Source organism: Zhongshania sp. R06B22 (genome assembly GCF_040892595.1).
Lineage (GTDB): Bacteria > Pseudomonadota > Gammaproteobacteria > Pseudomonadales > Spongiibacteraceae > Spongiibacter > Spongiibacter arctica.
Genome location: NZ_JBFRYB010000001.1, coordinates 2,783,594 through 2,805,644 on the forward strand (window position 1 = coordinate 2,783,594; position 22,051 = coordinate 2,805,644).

The following is a 22,051-nucleotide window of genomic DNA, read 5'->3' on the forward strand; positions in this document are numbered from 1 at the left end:
GTCGCCTCGAAATCGGCCTTATCCGGTATTTAACTGACCACTACTACCGTCTCCGCTGACGGCGCAGCTAGTCTAGGCGGAAAATAAAGGGGCGATCATAGCATAAATCCAAAGCCTGTAGACAGCTCAAAATCGCCGCAAATCAATGTGCTAAGGCAAGAAATCAACCCACAGGGGCCTCGTTAACAGGTATACTTCCGGCTTTGCGTAAACAGATACGGACAGCCCCATGCCTGCCCAAAGCCAACACCCCGTCGACACCCTAATATTTGCTCGTTGGATTATTCCTGTCGCGCCCAACTGCACGCCGCTTACAGAGCATGCCCTAGCCATTCGCAACGGCGAAATTTGCGCCCTATTACCGGCAGCTGAGGCTGAGCATTTAGAGGCCAAGGAGATTCTGCGACTAAACAACCATGTGCTTATGCCGGGACTTATTAACGCCCACGGTCACGCTGCAATGAGTTTGTTTCGCGGTATGGCCGATGACAAAGCGTTATATACTTGGCTGAATGACCATATCTGGCCGGCGGAAGGCCGCTGGGTAGACGCCGCCTTTGTCCGCGACGGCTGCGAACTCGCCATTGCCGAAATGCTCCGCAGTGGCACTACCACATTTAGCGATATGTACTTTTTTCCTGAGGCCGCCGCCACGGTCATCCGTAAAGCCGGCATTCGCGCCCAACTCAGCTTTCCTATATTCGACTTCCCCTGCGCTTGGGGCAGCGGCCCTGACGACTATTTGCGCAAAGGTCTTGCCCTGCGAGATGAGCTTAAGCACAGCAAGTTAATCACCGTCGCTTTTGGGCCTCACGCCCCCTATACCGTCGGCGATGACACCATGCAGCGCGTGGCCACCCTCGCCGCCGAAGCCGATGCCGCCATTCAGATTCATCTGCACGAAACCCAACAAGAAATCGACGATGCCGTCGCCCAGACGGGCAAGCGGCCAATACAGCGTTTGGCTGAACTCGGTTTATTGGGGCCTAAAACACAATGTGTGCATCTTGCAGCACTAAATGATGAAGATATAAAGACCCTTGCTAGTTACGGCTGCCATGCGGTGCATTGCCCAGAATCTAATATGAAGTTAGCCAGCGGCTTTTCGCCTGTTGAAAAAATGCGCAAGGCCGGTATTAACATCGCGATTGGCAGCGATGGCGCCGCCAGCAATAACGATCTCGACCTATTCAGTGAAATGCGCAGCGCGGCGCTCTTGGGCAAGATCGTTGCTGGCGATGCCTGCGCACTACCCGACCACTACGCACTCACTATGGCTACATTAAATGGCGCAAAAGCCCTAGGCATTGACCATCTAGTGGGCAGTTTGGAAGTTGGCAAGCAGGCCGATCTGATCGCCGTCGACTTGTCAGACGTAGAACAACAACCGGTTTACAACCCGGTATCACAACTGGTCTACACCAATATCAGCCGTCAAGTTCGCTATAGCTGGATAATGGGCCGCAAGGTGCTGGATAATGGCGAACTGACCACGCTAGACCGCCGAGACATTATTGCTCGCGCAGAAATCTGGCGTTCAAGAATTAGCGGAGAATAAAATGCAGCAAGCAGAATCGCAGAAGCCCAATAGAAATAATGTTGATCCGGCAGAAATCGCCAAATTTGAAGAGTTGGCCCATCGCTGGTGGGATCGCAATAGTGACTTCAAACCCCTGCACGACATCAACCCACTGCGTGTAAATTATATAGACGGACGCTCACCGCTGGCGGAACGCAGTGTGGCAGATATTGGCTGCGGCGGCGGCATTTTGTCGGAAGCTATGTTTCAGCGCGGCGCCAGTGTCAAAGGCATCGACATGGGCGAAGCCCCGCTCAGCGTCGCCCGCCTGCATCAGCTAGAGTCCGGCGCGAAAGTTGAGTACGTTCAAACTACCGCCGAAGAACTTGCAGAAGAGGAAGCCGGGACCTATGACATCGTAACCTGCTTGGAAATGCTGGAACACGTCCCGGACCCCTCCTCTGTCATTCGCGCCTGCGCGGCATTGTGTAAGCCAGGTGGCGACCTTTATTTCTCGACCATTAACCGCAACCCCAAAGCCTTTGTTTTTGCGATAGTCGGCGCCGAATATTTACTCAAAATGCTTCCAAAAGGCACGCATGACTTTAGCCGCTTTATTCGGCCCGCTGAATTAGGCACTTGGATTCGTGATGCCGGCCTACAGATGCAACATATGACCGGTCTGACCTACAACCCATTACTCCGCCAATATCGCTTAAACGACAACGACGTTGACGTAAATTATATGATTCACGTGAAGAAGCCGCTCTGATGCTACACGCAGTATTATTTGACCTAGACGGCACCCTGCTAGATACCGCCGCAGACTTCACCGCCGTGTTAAACGGCATGCTCGACGAACACAAGCGTCCGCAGCAAAGCTACGACGCCGTGCGTCAAAGCGTTTCCGACGGCGCCCGCGCGGTGCTTGGCCTAGGCTTTGATCAAGCCCAAGAAAGCGATGATTTTGCCCTGTTACTGAGTGAATTTCTCGATCGCTATCTCGCCCGGCTATCGATAAGCACCACTCTATTTCCCGGTATGGCAGAGGTACTGACCCATATTGAGTCACTAAATTTGAAGTGGGGGATCGTCACCAATAAACCCTCGCGCTATACCGAACCCTTGCTGGCTGCCATGCAATTATCGACGCGCTGCGGAACGGCTATTTGCCCAGATCATGTAAAACATCGCAAACCCCATCCAGAACCTATTTATTTGGCCTGCAAAGAGCTCGACTGCCTGCCAGCGAACACCCTCTACGTGGGTGATCACAAGCGCGACATCGACGCCGGCCACAACGCGAGTATGCGCACTGTTGCCTGCCGCTACGGCTACATTTCCCATGACGATAGCGCCGACAATTGGGGCGCCACTTATATAGTCGACACCCCAGCCGACCTCATTCCACTGATCAGCCAATTACAACAGTCATAAACCCGAGGATTCTACGTGCCTTTAACGCTACCCCAAGACTTTATCGCGGGCCCACAATGCCTGCAGGGCAAGATTATTCTAGTAACCGGTGCCGGCGACGGCATAGGGCGCGCCGCCGCACTGAGCTACGCTCAGCATGGCGCTACCGTCATTCTATTGGGCCGCACCATCGATAAACTCGAAGCGGTTTATGATGAAATTGAAGCCGCTGGCCACCCCCAGGCCGCGATATACCCTATGCACCTGCGCGGCGCGGCAATGAAAGATTACCAAGACCTGGCAAACACTATTGAACGCGAGTTCGGTCACCTTGACGGATTACTGCACAACGCCAGCATACTGGGAGAGCGCCGGACCTTGGCGCAAACCACCGTAGATAGCTGGGATGATGTCTTACACGTCAATTTAACCGCCCCCTTTATGATGACCCAAGCATTGCTACCAATGCTTGCAGCGGCAGCAAACGCATCCATCATTCTGACCTCCTCCGGCGTTGGTCGCAAAGGTCGCGCTTTCTGGGGAGCTTATGCGGTGTCAAAATTTGGCACAGAAGGAATGATGCAAGTCTTGGCCGACGAAGAATTCGACCTAAACAACACCCGGGTCAACAGCATCAACCCCGGCGCCACCCAAACCGTGATGCGACGCACCGCCTACCCCGGTGAGAACCCGCAAGACAATCCGCTTCCCGACGCTATTATGCCGCTGTACCTTTATTTAATGAGCGAAGACAGTCTCGCGGTAAACGGCCAGCAGTTTGACGCGCAAGTTAAGTAATATCAGGTCTTAGGCGCCTTAATGTGGGCGCCCTTCCGTTTTAGCACTGCGAACATCAGCGAATAGAGTTAGCTGAAAATAATAGCGGGGAGCCGGGAAAGGAAATATAGATCCACCAGCACTGCGCGCGTCTACCGCGAATTGGGGGCACTCTTTAATGGCATCAACACTTAGAAAGGCTTAATCCCGCAGTGCACCCTGCATGGCTTCAATTTGCTGGCGGTAGCCTTCGCTCTCGTCAGGCGTCACTGGCAAGCCTAGGCGTTCAAATGCACTAACAGTCGACCAATCCACGCTTGCCAGCGGATGCTCGGTACCCAAATAGCTATGTAAATTAGCCACAGTCACCAAATCAACATAATCGCCCTTAGGTGCTTCACGGTCAAAATCCATATGCTGCATGGGTACAATAACCAACTCTTCGGCAAACCCCCAAGCCTCAAGAATACGACTCCCGACCTCGGGACTCAGGCTAATTAAGATTTGATCAAGTAAATCGGGATGATCGCGCAAAAAGCCCCGACCAACGGCGTAATTCAGTACCGGCAAGGTGCCTACCTGATGAATAATACCTGCTAGGGTCGCCATTTCTGGTTTAAGGTTGCTCTGCGACTTAGCAAGGGTATTACAAATCGCTGCCACATCTGTGCTATGCATCCAAATGGCACGCATTCGCTGATTAAGCGCTTCTTTAGTCGACAAAAATATCTGCTGCATCGCCAAGGTCGTGACCAAGGTACTTGTATAGCCAAGACCGATTCGACCGATCGCCGACTTCACGTCGTGAATAGGCTGAAAGCCCCTCAATAATGAGCTATTGGAAATACGTAAAATTCGAGTTGCGATAGAACTATCATTTTCGATTATGGTTGCCAGCATTCCGACATTAACATCGGGGTCGCTAGCCGCTTCCCGAATTTCTAATGCGACTTCAGGCAAGGTCGGCAGAACAATCGAGTCGCTCTCAATCGCCGCCAACAAATCAAGCCTCACCTGTTCGATCAAGGGATTACTTAATGACACATTTATTCGCTCACTAAAGGACGTAGTCAGAGATTAGCAGAAGAAACACCGAGTCATCAGTGCTAAAAATACTTATGTGCTAAACGCAAAAATGCCGAGGCGGATCAATACCACCTCGGCACTTATCGACAGCGCTTTTGACAAGCGGCTTAATAAGGGCAAAGCCCTAGGTCAAAACTAGTCCACCGCCGCTTCAGCAGCTGCAATCGCGCTTGCAGCATCGCTGCTATATCCCTGCTCGCTCATTGCCGCAGCCAGGGCATTTAACAGCAAAATGATATTTTCCATTCTTGCGCTATATCCCATCAAGCCAATTCGCCACACTTTGCCAGCCAGAACACCTAGGCCAGCGCCAATTTCCAAATCATAATTGGCAAGCAGATATTGACGTGTTTTTGCGTCATCAATGCCCTCAGGGATATAAATAGTATTAAGCTGAGGAAGACGCTGCCCCGCCGGCACGACAAATTGAATTCCCAAAGACTCTAAACCCGCTGCCAATGCAGTGTGCATCGCCGCGTGGCGCTGCCAAGCATTTTCTAAGCCCTCTTCCTGCAGCATCACCAATGATTCATGCAAACCGTAAAGTGCGTTCACTGGCGCCGTGTGATGATAAGCGCGCTTACCGCCTTCGCCCCAGTAGCCCAAGATAAGATTCATATCTAAAAACCAGCTTTGCACTGGATGTTTACGCGCTTTTATTACCGCCACCGCAGCATCACTAAAGGTGACCGGCGACAAACCTGGAGTGCAAGACAAACACTTCTGACTACCCGAATACACCGCGTCCGCCTGCCATTCATCAACCAGTAATGGCACACCACCCATCGACGTGACTGCGTCAACGATACTCAAGACCTGATATTTTTTAGCCAAACCACAAAGCGCTTGCGCATCACTAAGCGCACCGGTAGAGGTTTCGGCGTGAACAAACGCTAAAACCTTAATGTCGTCATGCTCTTTAAGCGCCGCTTCAACCGCTACTGGATCAACTGCCGTTCCCCAAGGGAAATCAAGACGTATTGCCGTGGCACCACAGCGCGTAACATTTTCAATCATTCTAGTGCCAAACACCCCGTTGACGCACACCAGCACTTTATCACCGGGCTCAACAAGGTTTACAAAACAGGCTTCCATACCGGCAGAACCCGGCGCCGAAATCGGCAGGGTCAGTTCGTTGCTGGTTTGAAACGCGTATTTAAGCAGCGTTTTTGTCTCATCCATCATCCCAATAAACAAAGGGTCGAGATGACCCAGCGTTGGCCGCCCAAGAGCATCAAGGATACGAGGGTGCACATCGGAAGGACCCGGGCCCATCAAGGTACGAACTGGGGGATGGAAAGAAGAAATTGCCATAATAAAATCTCACAGATCTGCCGCAGAGGCCCAAATAAACGCGGCAATATTAAACAGGGCCAATAAAGTTGTGGGCGATTATACCTGAATACTGCGCAGTGTTAGAAACCCCATTCACTGCGCTTTACTGGCGGCAAATTCAGATAGCGGCAGACATTCCAAGTTATCTATAAATCCACGCAGTAGGCGGTAATGCTCATACTGAAAATCGTTAACTTGCTCACACCGGAGCCGGGCCTCTTGCAAGTCTATTGGCACTGGCACATCGGCTTCACTTTTGGCTCGTTCCGATAAGCGTTGAAGATTAGCATCCCAGCTAAAGCTGCCGTAATGCCGCCAATCATAAATTAGATGCCATTCACCGAAGCCAGATTCATTTTGTTCATAAATCAATACCGGTTCGTCAAACGGCCAAGCTACATAAAGGTAGGCTGCAAACGCCGCCTTGGCTCGCACATTAAAGTCTGCTAGCTCGACACCCGCCCGTTCTTGCATTGACACCGTCATACCACCGCTTATATTACAGGCGCTGCACTCACAGCTAGCGCCATCCCCCAGCACACCCAGCTGCACAAGACACACATCAGATTCTGCGGCCAGCGCGGCAATACGGGTTTTAGCGTGCTTGCGGTCACGAAAGACCGCAAGCGACTCTTGGGTCTTAGTAATATTGGCAGGTAGGCCGGAACGCAAACGCAGCTGCATGCCACCACTATCCCCTTCTATAAAGCGCACGCAGCAAGGTTTACCTGTGGCCTTGGTACGGCGCTGCATTTCGGGCTGCTCAGCGCGCAAGGCGCGACTTAAATAAAGCCCGGCAGACAGCGCTCCCGACAGCATCTGCCATTGAACGCCGCACACCCGGCGCGCCAGCTTAGTCGCTTTACTATCCCGAGTACTATTGCTGAAATGACTGAGTACCTGATCTTGTAGCGACTCTGCACTCCCTAAATACAGCAACTCCCCAGCCTGACCGAGTAAGCGATAAATACCCGGCTGACATGGAATAGCGTCAATATCCTTTTGAGAAATAGATGGTGGCAGTACCGGCAAACCAAGTTGCAAGCCGACCTCAAAATTAAAAACCGCCTCGCCCCTGTCCGCTCGCGCGTAATCAAGAAACGCCTTCATGGCATCTACATCGGCCATCGCGCGGTGATGCACCTCCGAGTAAAAACCAATGCGATGACAAATAGCCTCTAAGCCGTGCTTCGGCCAGTCTGGATACAAAACCCGGGCCAGCTTTAAAGTACACAACACCCGTGGTTGATACTCGCGGCCAACTCGCGAATAATTTATCCGCAAAAATCCCGAATCAAAACGGGCGTTATGAGCGACTAAAACTGCATTATCTAGATAAGTCCAAAGCTCGGCTTGCACAGCATTAAACGTCGGCTTACCTTTTAGTATTGAAGGAGAAATGCCTGTCAGACCCTGAATAAAACTGGGCACAGCGCAACGAGGATCAAGCAAGGACTGCCAGCTGGCATCGACATTATCACCAACTAGGCGTACGGCCACCTCCATAATTTCATCATGCGCGGGCTGTCCACCTGTTGTTTCAAGATCCACCAAGGCAAAAAGTACACCGCTTAGCATTCAAAACTCCGGCGTTGATGACCATGCCCTCTACAACTCAGCAAGCCAAGCATCTAATTCCCCTCAAGCAGCGTAATAAAGGGCTATTATGAGTAATCGTTAGCACACTCACCAGCATTGAAGTATTCGGTGCCGGCAAACGCGGCGTTCACACCGCTAACATCACTCTTGGCTGCACTGAAGATAGAGGCTGCCGAGTATTCCGCTGCCATTTGAAGTTGAAATCAAAATACGGAGTTTTAACCATGCGACTAATTTCGACTTTCCTATTTTTCTGTATTGCACTGACATCGATGGCACATGCCACAGACAGCAACTGGCAGTGTCCAGAGAACTTAAAGCAAATTCGCCCCACCCTAGAAGCGGGCGATCTAAACTTATGTGACACCGTAAAAAGTGCAAAGCTAGTACTCGTCGTAAACACGGCCAGTATGTGCGGATTCACACCACAGTTTGAAGGCTTAGAAGCGCTGTATCAGGAATTTAAAGATCAAGGCCTATTGGTACTCGGTGTACCCACTGCAGACTTTGGTGGCCAAGAATACGATGACGCCAAAAAAACCTCTAAAGTCTGCCACGCCAATTACGGGGTCAGTTTTCCTGTCTTTCATAAATCCTGTATTCGCTGCGACACACCTGATCCACTGCTTAAATTAGTCGCGGATACCAGCGGCACTGCCCCCAAGTGGAATTTTTATAAATATGTATTTGACCCCGCTACAGGTCACTCAGAAAGCTTCAACTCAATGACAACGCCAGGTGCGAGTTCATTGCGTAACGCGATAACAACGCGGCTTTAATGCACATAAGTCGGCCTATCCTTGGGCATACTCATAAGAGGCGGGTCATTAAACGCTATCTAGCTGCTGCCGCTTGCTTGCTCATACTACAAGGCTGTTCAGATACCAGTGGGCTAGAGGCAAGTTGGCAAGATTATCTGTCCCGGCTGAGTCGCGTTCTCGACCGAGACATCAGTCGCGACCCCAGTGGTGAGGTATTGCATTTTCCGCGCACCCGCGACATCGCAATGACATTCGCGCCAAGCAATATCGATATCTTAGATTTCTTGCGTATGCGCCGCTGCGCCTTGCGAGAAACCATTGCCCAACGCAATAGCATACTCGGCAGACACGGTGACGAGAGCGCCAAGTTACTTTTTGATTTGCGCTTTTTAAATGAAGCTCGAGAATGTATTCAATTACTTAAAGATGATGGTAATGACAGCCTAGCCTCACAACTCAGCGACGCCGCGCGACTAAAACAACAGGAGCTACCCAAGCGCATCTTTGCTGCCGGTATCGCAGGAGACGAGTTTCGTGAATTTTGGAAAATGCCTCCAGACTTACGTGACTACCCTAGTAGCGGAGAAGACCCCAGCATTGCGGCTCTCGCGCGCTGGCAGCGTTGGCAGCAGCGATGGCTCGCCGGGAACTGGGAGCACGACGCCAACGATGTGCTAACGACCTTGGGCCATATACGCATGGGCGGCGGCGGATCGCTACTCAAAGCAGAAGAACTGAATACCCGTGAATTGCGCGCCGCTGCCAAGCTCATTGACCAGCGGATATCAGGGCGCGCACTTTGCCTAAAGCCATCGCCAACAAGCTCGGCGCAACAATTTCGCAATGTGCTCGGCAGTCGTTTTATTGGGGTTATCCAGCAACAGGCCAGTCTGATAAATCAGCATAAATATGGCCTACTGAAGAATATTGACACTATTGAAAACGAGTTATTCTCAGCAATGGCCGCCCAGGACGCTGAGGTACCGCAGGCTTACCTCAACTGGCTTAGCCAGCGCACTGCACTGCTTGCAAACGCCACCAAAGCACATCAGCGACACGTTAAACTTGCCGGCGAGCTCTTAAGCCAATGCGGACTATCCCCCGGTGGCAACAGTCCCTAGCTAGAATATTCAACGTCGACGTTTTTCCATACGGCGTAAAAAAACCTCCATAACCGATTCGTAAAGTCCATCGCCAAGAAACAGGTCTTCCACTCCAGAATCAATACTGGGGTTGTCGTTTACCTCGATAATCACCACACGATTATCGGACTGTTTGACGTCTACCCCGTAAAAGCCATCACCTATCAATTTACAGGCCTTAACTGCAACATCTAAGACCTTCTTTGGCACCTCGTACGTTGGCATGGTGTCAAAGCCGCCAGACTGGCTTTTACTGCTACCGTGCTTATAGATTTGCCAATGATTACGCACCATATAGTAACGACAGGCAAACAGTGGTTTACCGTCTAGTACGCCAATTCGCCAATCGTAATCGGTATACATAAACTCCTGGGCAAGCAACAGTGCCGATTTATCCAGCAAGCGCCGACTTTCCGTCACTAAGCTTTCCCAGTCTTCCACTTTCACCACACCGCGAGAAAATGATCCGTCCGGCACCTTGAGTACAATTGGGTAACCAAAGGTGTCGGCGATACGCCGCAGCTCCTCAGGATTGTCGCGGCGCAGAAACTCCGTTCGAGGCGTTGCTACTTTGTGACTACTCAGCAAATCGGCGAGATAAATTTTATTGGTACAGCGCAAAATAGACGTCGGATCATCCATCACCACCAAGCCTTCCGCTGCCGCTTTTTTTGCAAACCGATAGGTGTGGTGATCCACCGAGGTGGTCTCACGAATAAATAGACCGTCATATTCTGGCAGTCGCAGATAGTCCTTCTTAGTAATCAGCTCCGCAGAGATACCTAAGCTTGCAGCCGCCTTGGTAAATTTACGCAGTGCGCCTTTATCACTCGGTGGCAATTTCTCGTCAGGATCAACCAGTATGGCCAAATCATAGCGAAAACTTTTTCTCGCCTTGGGCTTGCGCCACATCTTACTGCTGAAACGCTCAAACGTTGACGCAAACGCCTCTTGCTCGCCACCGAGTTTCAGGGATTTGAGCGCGATCATTTGCAGCTTTTTAATCTGCCAGCGGTGTTTATATTCTAGAGTGATTTCAATGAGTGGCGACGGGAAGCGCTCGAACACCGCCTTTGCAATGGCCGCGTATTCCGGCGCCAAACACTCGCCAAACCAACTTCTGACACTAACGCTTTCGCCAGACTTAGCCGCAGCTAATTTGGCCAATAATGGCTCAACGCCCTCCAGTAGAATATCTGAAAGCGACTTACGATCCAGCTCGCTAAGGGTATTCACTGATGGCAACACATTGTGACTGCGAGCCTCTGCCAATAGCGAGCAATAGTAACCGGTGCCTAAATATCGATAGCTTCGGCAGAGATTAATCACCCGTACCCGTTCGCCAGTGCTTTGCGTTACCCGCTCAAGATAGTCGTCAAAGGTGATTACATCCTGCGAAGGGTAGTAAGGTGACCAATCTTTTAGATCATCAACCACAACAAAAAAACGCGACATCAGCCAAATCCTAAGGGGGCAAACAATGACCGGCATTCTGCGGCCAATTTATACCATTAACAATATGCCGATGATGATTGTGCCCAGTAAATATTGCGCAGTATGATCCATGCTTTAGCGGGGGATATTTAAACCATGTATTTAGCATCATCAAACGCTGTCAACGACGCTATGGCAAGGCTATTCACAATTCTTATCGACGCCGGCGGCAAATGTATTGCCCAGCACTGCGTCGCCGTCTGATGAACCTCATTCGCGCCGCCGTCAAGAACGATCTAGATGCCCTAGATGCCATAGAGCAGCGCTGTTTTAGCGGCGACAAACTCTCGCGCAGAAGCTTTAATAGCTTAATCAAACCCGGCGCCCACTCAAGCTCCATCATACTGAATGACAATATTCCATGTGGCTATAGCATTGTGCTGTTTCGAACTGGGACCAGCCTGGCCAGATTATATTCAGTAGCTTTAGATCCCGACTTTCGCGGTAAAGGACTCGCTCAAGAACTCATTGCCCACGCAGAAGCACAAGCTCGTCAACGCGACTGCTTGTTTATGCGACTAGAAGTGCGCGTAGACAATCCAGCTGCTATCGCGCTTTACGAAAAATTAGGCTATTTGTCCTTCGATCGTATTGAAGATTATTACGAAGATGGCTGCACCGCCCTGCGTTTTGAAAAACGACTGCAGGCAGAAAGAGGCTCGCTGATTACTGAACCGCCGGTCTACTATCGGCAAACCACCGAATTCACTTGCGGGCCGGCAGCACTGATGATGGCGATGCGCAATATAGACGCAAATTATCCAATTAGCCGTCGCGAAGAACTGCAAATATGGCGGGAAGCCACAACAATATTTATGACCACGGGGCATGGTGGCTGCTCACCCCAAGGACTCACTCTCGCCGCCCTAAAGCGTGGCTTTGCAGCGCGCTTATATATAAACCGCAGCGGCACACCGTTTATTGACAGCGTGCGCAGCGAGGAAAAGCGCCAAGTTATCGAAGTTGTGCATCAAGACTTTAGCGAGCAACTTCAAGACTACCCCGACAGTGTAGAGATTAACCCGCTTGGGCCGGGACAGTTTCGTGAGATTCTGGATCGTCACGATCATGTTATTGTCCTTATCAGCACTTGGGCCCTCAACCGTAATCGGGCTCCGCACTGGGTGTACGTCAGCAAGTCCGACCAACACTTTGTGTATATCAGCGATCCCGACACCAACGACAGCCGCTGGCAGAGTGAAACTGACTTTATGCATGTACCCATTAGCATCAATGCCTTCATTAATATGGCAAGCTTCGGACGTAACCGCCTGCGCTGCCTGCTGGCCATCCACACGCAAAATTCAGAGTAGATTACTGCATATGAGTAATAAACTAGATCTTCAATATCAAGAGTCTCTCAAACAACTTTCCGAGTCCCTGATTGCTATTCAAAAACCCATTCTTATTCTTGATTCTATTAAATGGCCGCAATCCATAGAGCAGCAGTTTTTCCGCGATAAGGCAGAAAAGTTGCCCGCCGTTGATCGCGACTATTATCTGCGCAATCCTCTCAATTTTGACCCGGCCGCTAAGAGTGCGGAGCTCTCCCAATTACAACGGCAAGTTGAGCAACGCCTGGGCAAAAATGACCCCCTCGGCAATATACTGGCCGAAACCATCGAGCAGTATCTTACTGTGATTAAATTGGTCGAAAACCGTGGCAAGCCTGAATTTTTGAACGCCAGCAGAGAACTCTACGGTTCAGCCCGAGATCATTTACAAGGCGACAAACTCACCCTGATCGAAATGGGGCAGCGCCTCTGCCATATTTTCTCGCTACCGGCCGCCAAACATCTGGCGGCGGCCTACCCGAAAAATATAAGCGCCGAAGCCGCCGTAGAACAATTACAGCAACGTCTAAAGCCTTATTTTGCCGAGAGTGCCTTTACGGTGAGAGAAACTGACGGCATCGTCTCCGACGCTTCTGCGGGAGGCGACTGCATCAAGGTTAATACCCACTCCTCGTTTTCCAGTCTCGACTTGCAAGTGTTAGAAGTCCACGAGGGATGGGTTCACGTTGGCACCACCCTAAACGGCCGCAACCAAGATTGGGCGACCTGGCTGAGTGTAGGCTCGCCCAGAATCACCGCCCTTCAAGAAGGTCTAGCGGTATTAATTGAAACCCTAACATTCAGTTCCTTTCCAGAGCGCGCAAGGCGGATAAGCGACCGTGTTGTGGCCATCGACATGGCTGAAAATGGCGCGGATTTTCTGGATGTATACCGACACTTTTTAGCCCAAGGCTTAAGTCAGCACGACAGCTATAAAATTGCTCAACGTGTTTTTCGCGGCGGCATGGTGGAAGGTGGCAGTTGTTTTACCAAAGACCTTTCTTACGTAAAGGGCTTTGTTGAAACCGTAAACTTTATCCGCAGTGCTATTCTGGCGGACAAGCCAGAACTTTTACCCATGCTGTTCGTGGGCAAGGTCGCTTTAGACGACATTCCCGTGCTCCACCAATATCAGCAGGCTGGTTTAATAAAAGCGCCACGCTATTTACCGCCGATGTTCCGCGATCTAAATGGCCTATATGTGTGGTTTGGATTTTCTAGCGGTATGTCGCTATTAGACATAGAACAGGTTCAGCTACATTTTAAAAACTTATTCGAGCAAAATATCGTCATAGCCTAGGGCTAAACACACAAATTTGTATTTGCCCGCGTAAACGTGTCTGCCGAACCGGCTGCAAGCTGACCAAAACCAAAGCGCACTGAGGAAGCGCGCTTACTAGGCCAGTTTTTATCAGCCGTAAATACAAAGATAGGCTGTATTAACCGCAACCTGCAAATCAAAATGACTGTTAGCTGGCACATCAAATCCTTGGCCCGCTGCAAACGTCTGCCATTCCGTTTGACCCGGCAAGAGCACAGTCAAGGCGCCGCTAATCACTTCCATGCGCTCTGCCGCCTCTGTTCCAAAACGATACTCACCTGCTGACATCACCCCAACAGAGGCGGGTTTGGTGTCTGTCGCAAATCCTAGCGACTGGACCTTGTCATCAAAATAGCTGCTGTGCTTAATCATAAACGTTTCCTAAAGGGACGAAAAAACCGCGCCATCATACTCGGCCGTTACATCGTACACCAGCGACCTTAGCCATTCTGTAGCTGCTGCAGTCGCCCTTGATGATCTCGGCCAAGGTACATATACATCGCCGGCACCACAAACAAAGTAAATAGCGTACCTATACTCATGCCGGATGCGATAACCATTCCCAGGGAAAAGCGTGAGGCAGCGCCAGGGCCTGTCGCGATCAATAATGGCACCATTGCCACGACCAATGCAGCGGTTGTCATCAAAATAGGTCGCAGGCGAATCGAGGCGGCTTCTTCAATAGCATCGCGTTTAGACAAGCCCTGCTCCTGCATAATATTTGCAAAATCCACAATTAATATACCGTGCTTAGAAATAACCCCAATTAAGGTCACCAAGCCAACCTGAGTGTAGATATTCAAGGTCATGCCGGAAAAACTGGTGAGCTGCATACCATTGGTCATGGCAAAAATATTCAGTGCTAATAAGGCACCGCAGATAGACATAGGCACCGTAACCAAAATGATCAGGGGATCACGATAGGATTCAAACTGCGCCGCCAAGACCAAATAGATAATAATTAATGCAAAGCCAAAGGTGGCCAGCAGCGCAGAACCTTCCTGCTTAAACTGCCGCGAACTACCTGCGTAATCAATCTTAAAACCCGCCGGCATTTCTTCACGCGCAATATCTTCGAGCAAGGCTAAAGCTTCGCCCTGCGAAACATCCGGCCGCGGCACCGCAACAATGGTATTAGAGCGCAACTGCTGGGCATGCGATAAGAACCGCGGTTTAACTTGTTTACTAATGGTTGCGATAGTTGACAGCGGCACTAAGTCTCCGCTCCCTGTGCGCACGTAAAAGTCACCTAATTGATCTGGGTTTAATCTGGCACCTCTAACAACCTGGGTAATAACTTTGTAAGACCTGCCCTGGAGCGCAAATCGATTCACTTCAGCACCTGCCATCAATGAGGCCAAATCTGAACTCAATGCACTCATATCAATATCTAGCAGAGCAGCTTTGTCGCGATTAATATCAATGACCGCCTCGGGCCTATCGATATTCAAGCCTGGCGCCGCAAAGAAAAACCGGTTACTCGCCAGCGCTCTCGCCACAACTCTATTGCCAACATCGGCAATGGTCTGCGGGTCTGCTGTCGATTTCAGCACAAACTCAACTGGGTAGCCCTGACCGGGTGTTGGCAATGGTGGCGGTTCAAAGATAGCCGCTCTAATGCCAGCAATTTTTTGGAATTCGGCATTTACCTCATTGGTAATCTGCCCCATGCTTTTTTCTCGATCATCCCAGTCCTTGGCGATCATCCCCAAGAATGCAGTATTCGTCCCGCCGCCCTGATTAATAGTAAATGCGAAAATGTGCTCAATAGACTCATTGGCCAGGGTTATCTCTTGGCTCTGCTGAAAATACTGCTCCAAATACTCCTGCGACGAATAGCCATCGGTTTCGTGCAAAGATCCTGCAAAACCAAAATCTTCCGCGGGCGCCAATTCCGAGGGAGTAGCAACAAACAAAAAATAACAGGAAATAAAAACAATCAGTCCAAAGACACCAATCACATGCCGCTGATTTAAAGCGCCGTGCAAATTCTCCCGATATACCTGCCGCAGGCGCTCAAATCTTTGATCTAGGAAGTGCACTAGCCGACTACCCGAGGCCTCCCCTTGCGAGGGCTTTAAAATTTTCGCACACATCATTGGCGTTAAGGTCAATGCAATCACACCAGATATCAATACCGCGCCAGCTAAGGTAAAGGCAAACTCGGTAAACAGGGTGCCGGTTATCCCGGTCAAAAAACCAATAGGGGCATAAACCGCAACAAGGGTAATGGTCATCGAAATAACGGGACCGACCAACTCACGCGCACCAATCAACGCCGCTTTTTCAGGCTCCAGCCCTTCTTCGATGTGGCGATGGATATTTTCTAAAACAATAATGGCGTCATCAACCACCATACCAATGGCTAAAACCATCGCCAACAGTGTCAGCAGATTTATCGAAAAGCCCATGCTGTACATCAAGAACAAGGCGCCAATCAACGATAGCGGAACCGTGACCGCAGGAATCAATGAGCTGCGCACTGAACCAAGGAATAAAAATATCACTACAATGACGATCACAACCGCTTCCACCAAGGTTGCTCTTACATCGCTTATCGCACTGCTTACATAGACCGTACTATCAAAGCCGATTGCCCCCTCAAGCCCTTCTGGCAGCGCTTTAAATATAGCGGGAAGAATAGCTCTCACCTCGGCCATTACGTCCAGTAAATTCGCATTCGGGCGCACAGTTAAACCAATAAACAGACTGGGCTTACCGTCCCATTTAGCGCTGCTATCGTAGGTTTCTGAACCTAAAACAACGTCGGCAACATCCTGCAGGCGCACCAATGTATCGTCGTTTGAACTCACCACCATTTGGCGAAATTCCTCGGCGTCTCGCAGATCTGTTGCTGCCGATAAACCGACTTTTACATAATTACCATTAGTCACGCCCACAGCCGACAGGACGTTCTGCTTACGTATTTCAGCAAATACCTCACTAGCGCTTAAATTGTATGCCACCAATTTTTCTGGTTTTAGCCAGATCCGCATCGCGTAATTTTGAGCACCAAGGATTTTTACCTGTTCAATACCGGCAATGGCTGCTATTTCCGGCTCAACAACCCGCACCAGATAGTCAGTGATCTGACTCTCATTAAGGATGTCTGAGAAAAATGAAATGTACATCGCCGCGGTGCCGCTGCTATCCGCGAGTTGAATAATCGGATCTTCCGACCCTTCTGGTAACTGATTGCGAAGCTTACCTACTTTTGCCGATATTTCGCTTAGTGCTTCATTGGCATCTTTATCTAATCGCAGGTTTGCAGTGATGGTTGAACTGCCCTGACCAGACTGCGAGGTTAGAAAATCAATGCCATCGGCAGAGGCAATTTCGCGTTCCAAGGGCGTGGTTACAAAACCTTCAACCAGCTGGGGGTCTGCGCCGGGATAGGCTACCGAGACAGTTATTTGGGCATTTTGCAATTCTGGATACTCGCGCACGGTCAAATCCATGCCCGCACGCAAACCCAAGAACAAAATAATTAAACTCACAACAACGGCCAGAACCGGACGCTTTACAAAAATATCAGTGAAATTCATCGCTTCTCTCAGCTAACTCTCGCTAATGATTGCCGGATCGCTGCGGTGTAGTGAGCACACCACATTGACTATTCCTATCCCTGAGGGGGATTTGGATTTAGTTCAGGCATTGGCGCGTTGCTATTATCGATAATAACTGGCTGTTTATTTCGCAGCTTAAGCAGTCCCGTACTGGCTAGCTCATCACCGGCGTTCAAGCCTTTCTTAACCGCAATATAGTCACCCCTAGTCTCACCCAAGGTAACGAAGCGCTGAATCACTTCCAGATCCGTGTAGGCACCCATCGCCGGATTCGGTCCCTCAGGCGGTGGCGGTGCATCAGGGTTATTCTGAACTACAAATACCGAATCACCGTAGGACGTGTAGTTAACCGCCGAATGCGGAATCACCACCACCGCATCACTGCTTGGCAAGCGAATAACAACGCTGGCAAATAAGCCCGGCTTCAAATGACCATCCGGGTTTGCCAATCGTGCTCGCACATCAACATTGCGCGTTTGCGGATCGACCTTGGGCTCAACCGCCAGCACAATCCCGTCATAGACCTCGTCACCATAGGCATCTACTGTTATCGACACTTTCAGACCGGCCTCCAGAATCGACAGGTACCGCTCCGGCATACTGAAATCAACATCAATAGGGTCAAGCTTTTGCAAGGTTACAATAGCAACTCCAACCCCAAGATACTGACCAACATTGACACGGCGAAGACCTAATTTACCGTCGAAAGGCGCTTTTACCGATTTCTGCTCCAAACGCCCTTGTTGAGCCTGCACCGCTGCCAACGCCACATTTGTTTCAGCAACCGCAGTATCGTATTCAGCCTTGGAAATAGTTTTGCGATCAAACAGTTGCTGGCTTCGTTTACGGTTCAGCTCTGTTAACTCCGCTTGGGCCTCCAGTCGCTTTAGCTCGCCTTGCTCACTAGCGGACGCCATACTCAATAGCAGCTCTCCGCGTTTTACGATATCGCCCGAGTCGAAATAAATTGCAGTAACAACGCCATCAACTTCGGCCGTCAAATCAGCACCGTTGACGGCCACTAAACTGCCGACGGACTCGAGACGATTCTCCCAAATCATCGCTTCTGCCTTAGTACTTGCCACAGTCACGGCTGGCGTTGGCATCGCATTCAGAAACTCATTCATTTTCTGATTGCCAAACCACTTCATGCCAAATACGCCGCCAAACAAAACCGCGCTAAGCGACAGCATTATCAACATCCGCCTGCTCATGATATCTCCCTATAAAACTCGAAGATTAAAGTGTGAAGCTAACGCTGTGTTCAAGATTGCGTCTATGCCTGCACCATTAATCTATAGAATGAATAAAACGCGAATTTGAGCGTTCTGTAACTGGCTGAAAAGTAGCATTGTCACGACCAAAGGTCGAGTATCGGCTAGGTATATTAAGGGCCTACGAACGTTAATACATCATCACTACAGGCTGCGGACTGCATACTTATACCATGCCGAAGAAAAGGCAAAATTTGTTACCGCAGATTTAACTAAATTGCTACCAAACTGGAAGCACCGTTGCCAGCTGGAAGCGAACAAGGGGGGAATAAAAGAAGACCCTAAGCACGCGACTAGCGCCTTGTGGAAGTTCACCATCATACCAGTCTTGAGAGGAGTAGATAGCTAAGTCCTTCAATGAAATACCCCTGCTACGCTGGCGACAAGATTTTCGTTCAAGAGCAGCACGGTATAATCATCTCAGCCGTTATTTATGATTATTTCAGTATGAACTCTGCGCGCCCTGAACCTGAGCGATATGCAAGTGGCGTTATATTTTTGAAGTCATCGACAGAAGCTAAAAGAATGGGGCCGTGAATAAGGCCAATTATCCCGGTTATTTTTTGTTGAGGTACTGAGTAGTGGAATAGCCTGTCCAACCCTTGAAGGCCTTGCTGAAATTGCTGGCGTTATTATAGCCTAAGGTATCGGCAATATTGTCCAGCGTCATGCGCTCATCATCTAACAATTGGATGGCTCGATTAAAACGCTCTGAATTTTTTATATGTTGGAAATTACTGTCAAGCTGTGCAAGCTTTCGCTTGAGGCTACTCACCGACATAAACAAGGCATCTGCAACCTCTTCAATGCTACGCCAGTGATTGCGGGCTTCGCAGTGCAGTAAATCACGCACTTGATCAATAAGCGTAATACCCTGAGCATTCATAGCCACGAGCTCTTGCTCGCATTTAGCCAGTGCGGCCCGAGATATTGCAGGATTATGAGCGGTGGGCTGCATTGCCAATAAGGCGGCTGGGCAGGTAATTCTGTTGTGCGCGGCCTGATACTCAATATCGAGTGCTGGTTTTTGAGACCGAGGATCGACGCCCCGATTCGGGAATGTCGTGTGAATAATAATGTCACGGTCGGTTTGCAGCTGACCGATCAATTGCTTAGCCATTAACGCTAGGCAGCACAATATAGTGAGAACAAATAGCTCGCCGATGTCCTCCGCCAGAACTTGACCGTCGGGGCGCTCAGCGCCCCAATCCACAATCGTTATTTCAGCGGTATCATCGTTAATTTCAAATTGAAGCTTTAAACCCTGGATACGAATATCAATAAACTGGGTAAGTAGCTCGATGGCCTCCCCAAGGGTTGCGCAGCCATTTAAGGCAAAGCCCAGCTTACCGTGGCGCGAAAGGGTCAAACGCCGCGCAAAATCGTAAGGCAGCATAGGGTCTGCAAGTAGGCTGGGGCAGTTGCTAACAACCTGTACCAAAGACTCGTTGCCAACCTTGATATCGTCGCGAATAAAGATATCTACCGGCAAATCACTGTCAGCGAGGAATTGTCGTGGCTCTATACCTCGCTCAAAAGACAGTTCTTGCAGAGCAATTAGATATTCAACGGCGATGGCAGTATCCCCTCGCCCTACTATTTTTATTGTCATTACACGCGCTATGTTGGAGTTAAATCGGGCTAAACGAACTAAAACATGACCTTTTTGAATCTGTCGCCGCCGCTATCACTACTCTAAGATCAATGCCAGTTTGGGTCAACACGCTTTGAGGAGAATCTAATGGACGGAAATAGCACCCCTAGCCAAGCCACACAGGAAATGTCGAAGATCCTGCCCCGCAATGTGCAGTTTGATTTTGACATCGAAATGGAAAAATACTGGTATGGCGGCAATGCCTTGATGACCGCATGGATGTGCGCCCTGTCATCGATGTTTCCACCGGGTGAAAAAGAGTTCATTCGATCAATACGGGCCTTTGAGAATCAGGTTACAGACCCGGCTCTGCAGCGCGATATCAAAGGCTTTATCGGCCAAGAAGGCTTTCATCAGCTCAACCACAAACGCGTCAATATCTACGTGGAAGAAAAGACTGGGCTTAAAATCACCGCCATGGAGCAACAGGTCTCTAACAATATCCGCGATATGCTGAAAGCCGGCGGTTTTAGCGATGCCCAGCTTTTGGCGTCAACCGTATGTATGGAGCATATCACCGCGATTATGGGTGAGTGGATGCTAAGCAATCAGGAAATGGTACAACCCGCTCCGGCGATTTTCCGCGATTTGATCCTGTGGCACGGGGTTGAAGAACTCGAGCACAAGTCGGTGGCCTTTGATGTGTTTATGCAGTGTGTTGGTGACAAAAAGATGCTCCGTCGAGTGATGGTTGCTACCACCTTTGGATTTTGTCTGAGCTTGCTAAGAATGCAGCTGAAACTGTTGTGGTGGGAGAGGAAAATGCCATCATTGAAGGATCTGTGGGGGACCTTCACGTTTAATTTTGGCAAGCACGGCGTGATCCGCCATGTATTTAAACCCTACTTTGCCTTCTTTAAAAAGGATTTCCATCCCAATAACACCGACGAGTCGACCCTGATTGCTGAATGGGAAAGCGATTACCCCGAGTTGGCAGGGTCTCAGCAGTGAGTGCTATAGCTCCAGTGGTGGCTATCAGTGGCGCAGCATCCGGAATTGGTCGCGCCATAGCGCAGCTTTATGCTAGCCGCGGCGCCAGTCTGGCACTTGCCGATCTTGATAACTTAGAAGAGGTTGAGCGCGACTGCCTAAGTCGCGGCGCAAAAGGTGTTCTGTGCACAAAACTTGATGTCAGTGATCGCCAGCAAGTTCAGCAGTGGGCAGACAAGGCGGCAAGCCAGTTTGGTGAAGTTAATGTGGTGATTAATAACGCTGGCGTCAATTTAAGTGGCTGCTTTGAAAAAATGAGTCGCGAGGATTTCGAATGGCTGATGGGCATCAATTTCTGGGGCGTGGTAAATGGCTGCGAAGCCTTTGTGCCGCATTTAAAACAAGCCAGTTGGGGCCATATTGTTAATCTATCCAGCCTGTTTGGCCTCATCGCGATGCCCAATCAAAGCGCTTATAACGCTGCCAAATTTGCTGTGCGCGGTTTCACCGAGAGCCTCGCCTTAGAAATGGCGCAAAGCCCCTACAATATTGGCGTCAGCTCGGTGCATCCTGGCGGCATAAAAACCAATATCGTCAATAGTGCACGATTTGGACAGCCTCAAACTGGCAGCGCAAATATTGAGGCGGCCAAAAAACAATTTAATAACAAATTAGCGCGCACCAGTGCTGAACAAGCCGCGCAAATTATCGTGCGCGGTATCGACCAGAAAAAGCGGCGCATCATTGTCGGCAACGACGCCCAATTCCTCGATATTGTTCAGCGGCTTTTGCCATCGCTATACCAGCGCTTAGTACTGCGCTTCGTTCCCTAAGGACTTAAGA

The 22,051-nt window shown here is 50.0% G+C and carries 19 protein-coding genes; 10 read left to right on the forward strand and 9 right to left on the reverse strand.

Translation table 11 applies throughout. The features are described from left to right. Positions 1-229 precede the first annotated feature (229 nt). From AB4875_RS12715 to AB4875_RS12730, 4 genes are read left to right on the forward strand one after another with little or no spacing between them, the layout of a single operon-like run. Positions 230-1,558, forward strand: a complete 1,329-nt coding sequence (locus tag AB4875_RS12715; RefSeq protein WP_368376427.1) for a TRZ/ATZ family hydrolase — start codon at positions 230-232, stop codon at positions 1,556-1,558. A gap of 1 nt (position 1,559) precedes the next feature. Then, positions 1,560-2,291: a bifunctional 2-polyprenyl-6-hydroxyphenol methylase/3-demethylubiquinol 3-O-methyltransferase UbiG gene (ubiG, locus tag AB4875_RS12720; protein WP_368376428.1), complete on the forward strand. Its 732-nt coding sequence runs from the start codon at positions 1,560-1,562 to the stop codon at positions 2,289-2,291. Further along, positions 2,291-2,956, forward strand: a complete 666-nt coding sequence (locus tag AB4875_RS12725) for an HAD-IA family hydrolase (protein WP_368376429.1) — start codon at positions 2,291-2,293, stop codon at positions 2,954-2,956. Before ubiG ends, AB4875_RS12725 begins: the two co-directional genes overlap by 1 nt. A gap of 15 nt (positions 2,957-2,971) precedes the next feature. After that, positions 2,972-3,733, forward strand: a complete 762-nt coding sequence (locus tag AB4875_RS12730; RefSeq protein WP_368376430.1) for a YciK family oxidoreductase — start codon at positions 2,972-2,974, stop codon at positions 3,731-3,733. Between the two features lie 180 nt (positions 3,734-3,913). Here AB4875_RS12730 and AB4875_RS12735 read toward each other — a convergent pair whose 3' ends face one another. From AB4875_RS12735 to AB4875_RS12750, 4 genes are all read right to left on the reverse strand, one after another. Beyond that, positions 3,914-4,756 (reverse strand): HDOD domain-containing protein, encoded by an 843-nt coding sequence (locus tag AB4875_RS12735; RefSeq protein ID WP_368376431.1) that lies wholly within the window; start codon positions 4,754-4,756, stop codon positions 3,914-3,916. A gap of 177 nt (positions 4,757-4,933) precedes the next feature. Beyond that, complete coding sequence (locus AB4875_RS12740) at positions 4,934-6,112, reverse strand: pyridoxal-phosphate-dependent aminotransferase family protein (RefSeq protein WP_368376432.1); 1,179 nt, start codon at positions 6,110-6,112, stop codon at positions 4,934-4,936. A 114-nt stretch (positions 6,113-6,226) separates the two neighbouring features. Continuing rightward, the gene (locus AB4875_RS12745) at positions 6,227-7,711 is read right to left on the reverse strand and encodes a 3'-5' exonuclease family protein (protein ID WP_368376433.1); all 1,485 of its coding nucleotides are present in this window, start codon (positions 7,709-7,711) and stop codon (positions 6,227-6,229) included. An 86-nt stretch (positions 7,712-7,797) separates the two neighbouring features. Then, positions 7,798-7,923: a hypothetical protein gene (locus AB4875_RS12750; RefSeq protein WP_368376434.1), complete on the reverse strand. Its 126-nt coding sequence runs from the start codon at positions 7,921-7,923 to the stop codon at positions 7,798-7,800. A gap of 33 nt (positions 7,924-7,956) precedes the next feature. Here AB4875_RS12750 and AB4875_RS12755 point away from each other — a divergent pair, with 33 nt between their 5' ends. Both AB4875_RS12755 and AB4875_RS12760 read left to right on the forward strand, forming a co-directional pair. After that, positions 7,957-8,511, forward strand: a complete 555-nt coding sequence (locus AB4875_RS12755) for a glutathione peroxidase (RefSeq protein WP_368376435.1) — start codon at positions 7,957-7,959, stop codon at positions 8,509-8,511. 77 nt (positions 8,512-8,588) lie between these two features. Beyond that, a complete protein-coding gene (locus AB4875_RS12760) occupies positions 8,589-9,614 on the forward strand; it encodes a DUF3080 family protein (RefSeq protein WP_368376436.1) in 1,026 nt (341 codons plus the stop codon). Between the two features lie 9 nt (positions 9,615-9,623). Here the strand turns inward: AB4875_RS12760 and AB4875_RS12765 are convergent, their stop codons facing one another. Then, positions 9,624-11,090 (reverse strand): RimK family ATP-grasp domain-containing protein, encoded by a 1,467-nt coding sequence (locus AB4875_RS12765; protein ID WP_368376437.1) that lies wholly within the window; start codon positions 11,088-11,090, stop codon positions 9,624-9,626. A 212-nt stretch (positions 11,091-11,302) separates the two neighbouring features. Between AB4875_RS12765 and AB4875_RS12770 the strand changes: the two genes are divergently transcribed. After that, the gene (locus tag AB4875_RS12770) at positions 11,303-12,442 is read left to right on the forward strand and encodes a GNAT family N-acetyltransferase/peptidase C39 family protein (RefSeq protein WP_368376438.1); all 1,140 of its coding nucleotides are present in this window, start codon (positions 11,303-11,305) and stop codon (positions 12,440-12,442) included. Positions 12,443-12,452: 10 nt separating this feature from the next. Beyond that, the gene (locus AB4875_RS12775) at positions 12,453-13,763 is read left to right on the forward strand and encodes a flavohemoglobin expression-modulating QEGLA motif protein (protein ID WP_368376439.1); all 1,311 of its coding nucleotides are present in this window, start codon (positions 12,453-12,455) and stop codon (positions 13,761-13,763) included. Between the two features lie 111 nt (positions 13,764-13,874). On the opposite strand, the gene ppnP is transcribed toward AB4875_RS12775, so the two are convergent. The 4 genes from ppnP to AB4875_RS12795 all read right to left on the reverse strand — a co-directional run bounded on the left by ppnP (position 13,875) and on the right by AB4875_RS12795 (position 20,236). Continuing rightward, positions 13,875-14,156 carry a pyrimidine/purine nucleoside phosphorylase gene (gene ppnP, locus AB4875_RS12780; RefSeq protein WP_368376440.1) on the reverse strand — a complete coding sequence of 94 codons (282 nt, stop codon included), beginning with the start codon at positions 14,154-14,156 and terminating at the stop codon, positions 13,875-13,877. 68 nt (positions 14,157-14,224) lie between these two features. Beyond that, entirely contained in the window at positions 14,225-17,329 is a 3,105-nt protein-coding gene (locus AB4875_RS12785) for an efflux RND transporter permease subunit (protein ID WP_368376441.1), read from the reverse strand. A gap of 74 nt (positions 17,330-17,403) precedes the next feature. Further along, complete coding sequence (locus AB4875_RS12790) at positions 17,404-18,564, reverse strand: efflux RND transporter periplasmic adaptor subunit (RefSeq protein ID WP_368376442.1); 1,161 nt, start codon at positions 18,562-18,564, stop codon at positions 17,404-17,406. Between the two features lie 616 nt (positions 18,565-19,180). After that, positions 19,181-20,236 carry an AraC family transcriptional regulator gene (locus tag AB4875_RS12795; protein WP_368376443.1) on the reverse strand — a complete coding sequence of 352 codons (1,056 nt, stop codon included), beginning with the start codon at positions 20,234-20,236 and terminating at the stop codon, positions 19,181-19,183. 129 nt (positions 20,237-20,365) lie between these two features. Between AB4875_RS12795 and AB4875_RS12800 the strand changes: the two genes are divergently transcribed. Together AB4875_RS12800 and AB4875_RS12805 are read left to right on the forward strand one after the other, a co-directional pair. Next, a complete protein-coding gene (locus AB4875_RS12800) occupies positions 20,366-21,229 on the forward strand; it encodes a metal-dependent hydrolase (RefSeq protein WP_368376444.1) in 864 nt (287 codons plus the stop codon). Continuing rightward, positions 21,226-22,041 (forward strand): SDR family NAD(P)-dependent oxidoreductase, encoded by an 816-nt coding sequence (locus tag AB4875_RS12805; RefSeq protein ID WP_368376445.1) that lies wholly within the window; start codon positions 21,226-21,228, stop codon positions 22,039-22,041. Before AB4875_RS12800 ends, AB4875_RS12805 begins: the two co-directional genes overlap by 4 nt. Positions 22,042-22,051 lie beyond the last annotated feature (10 nt).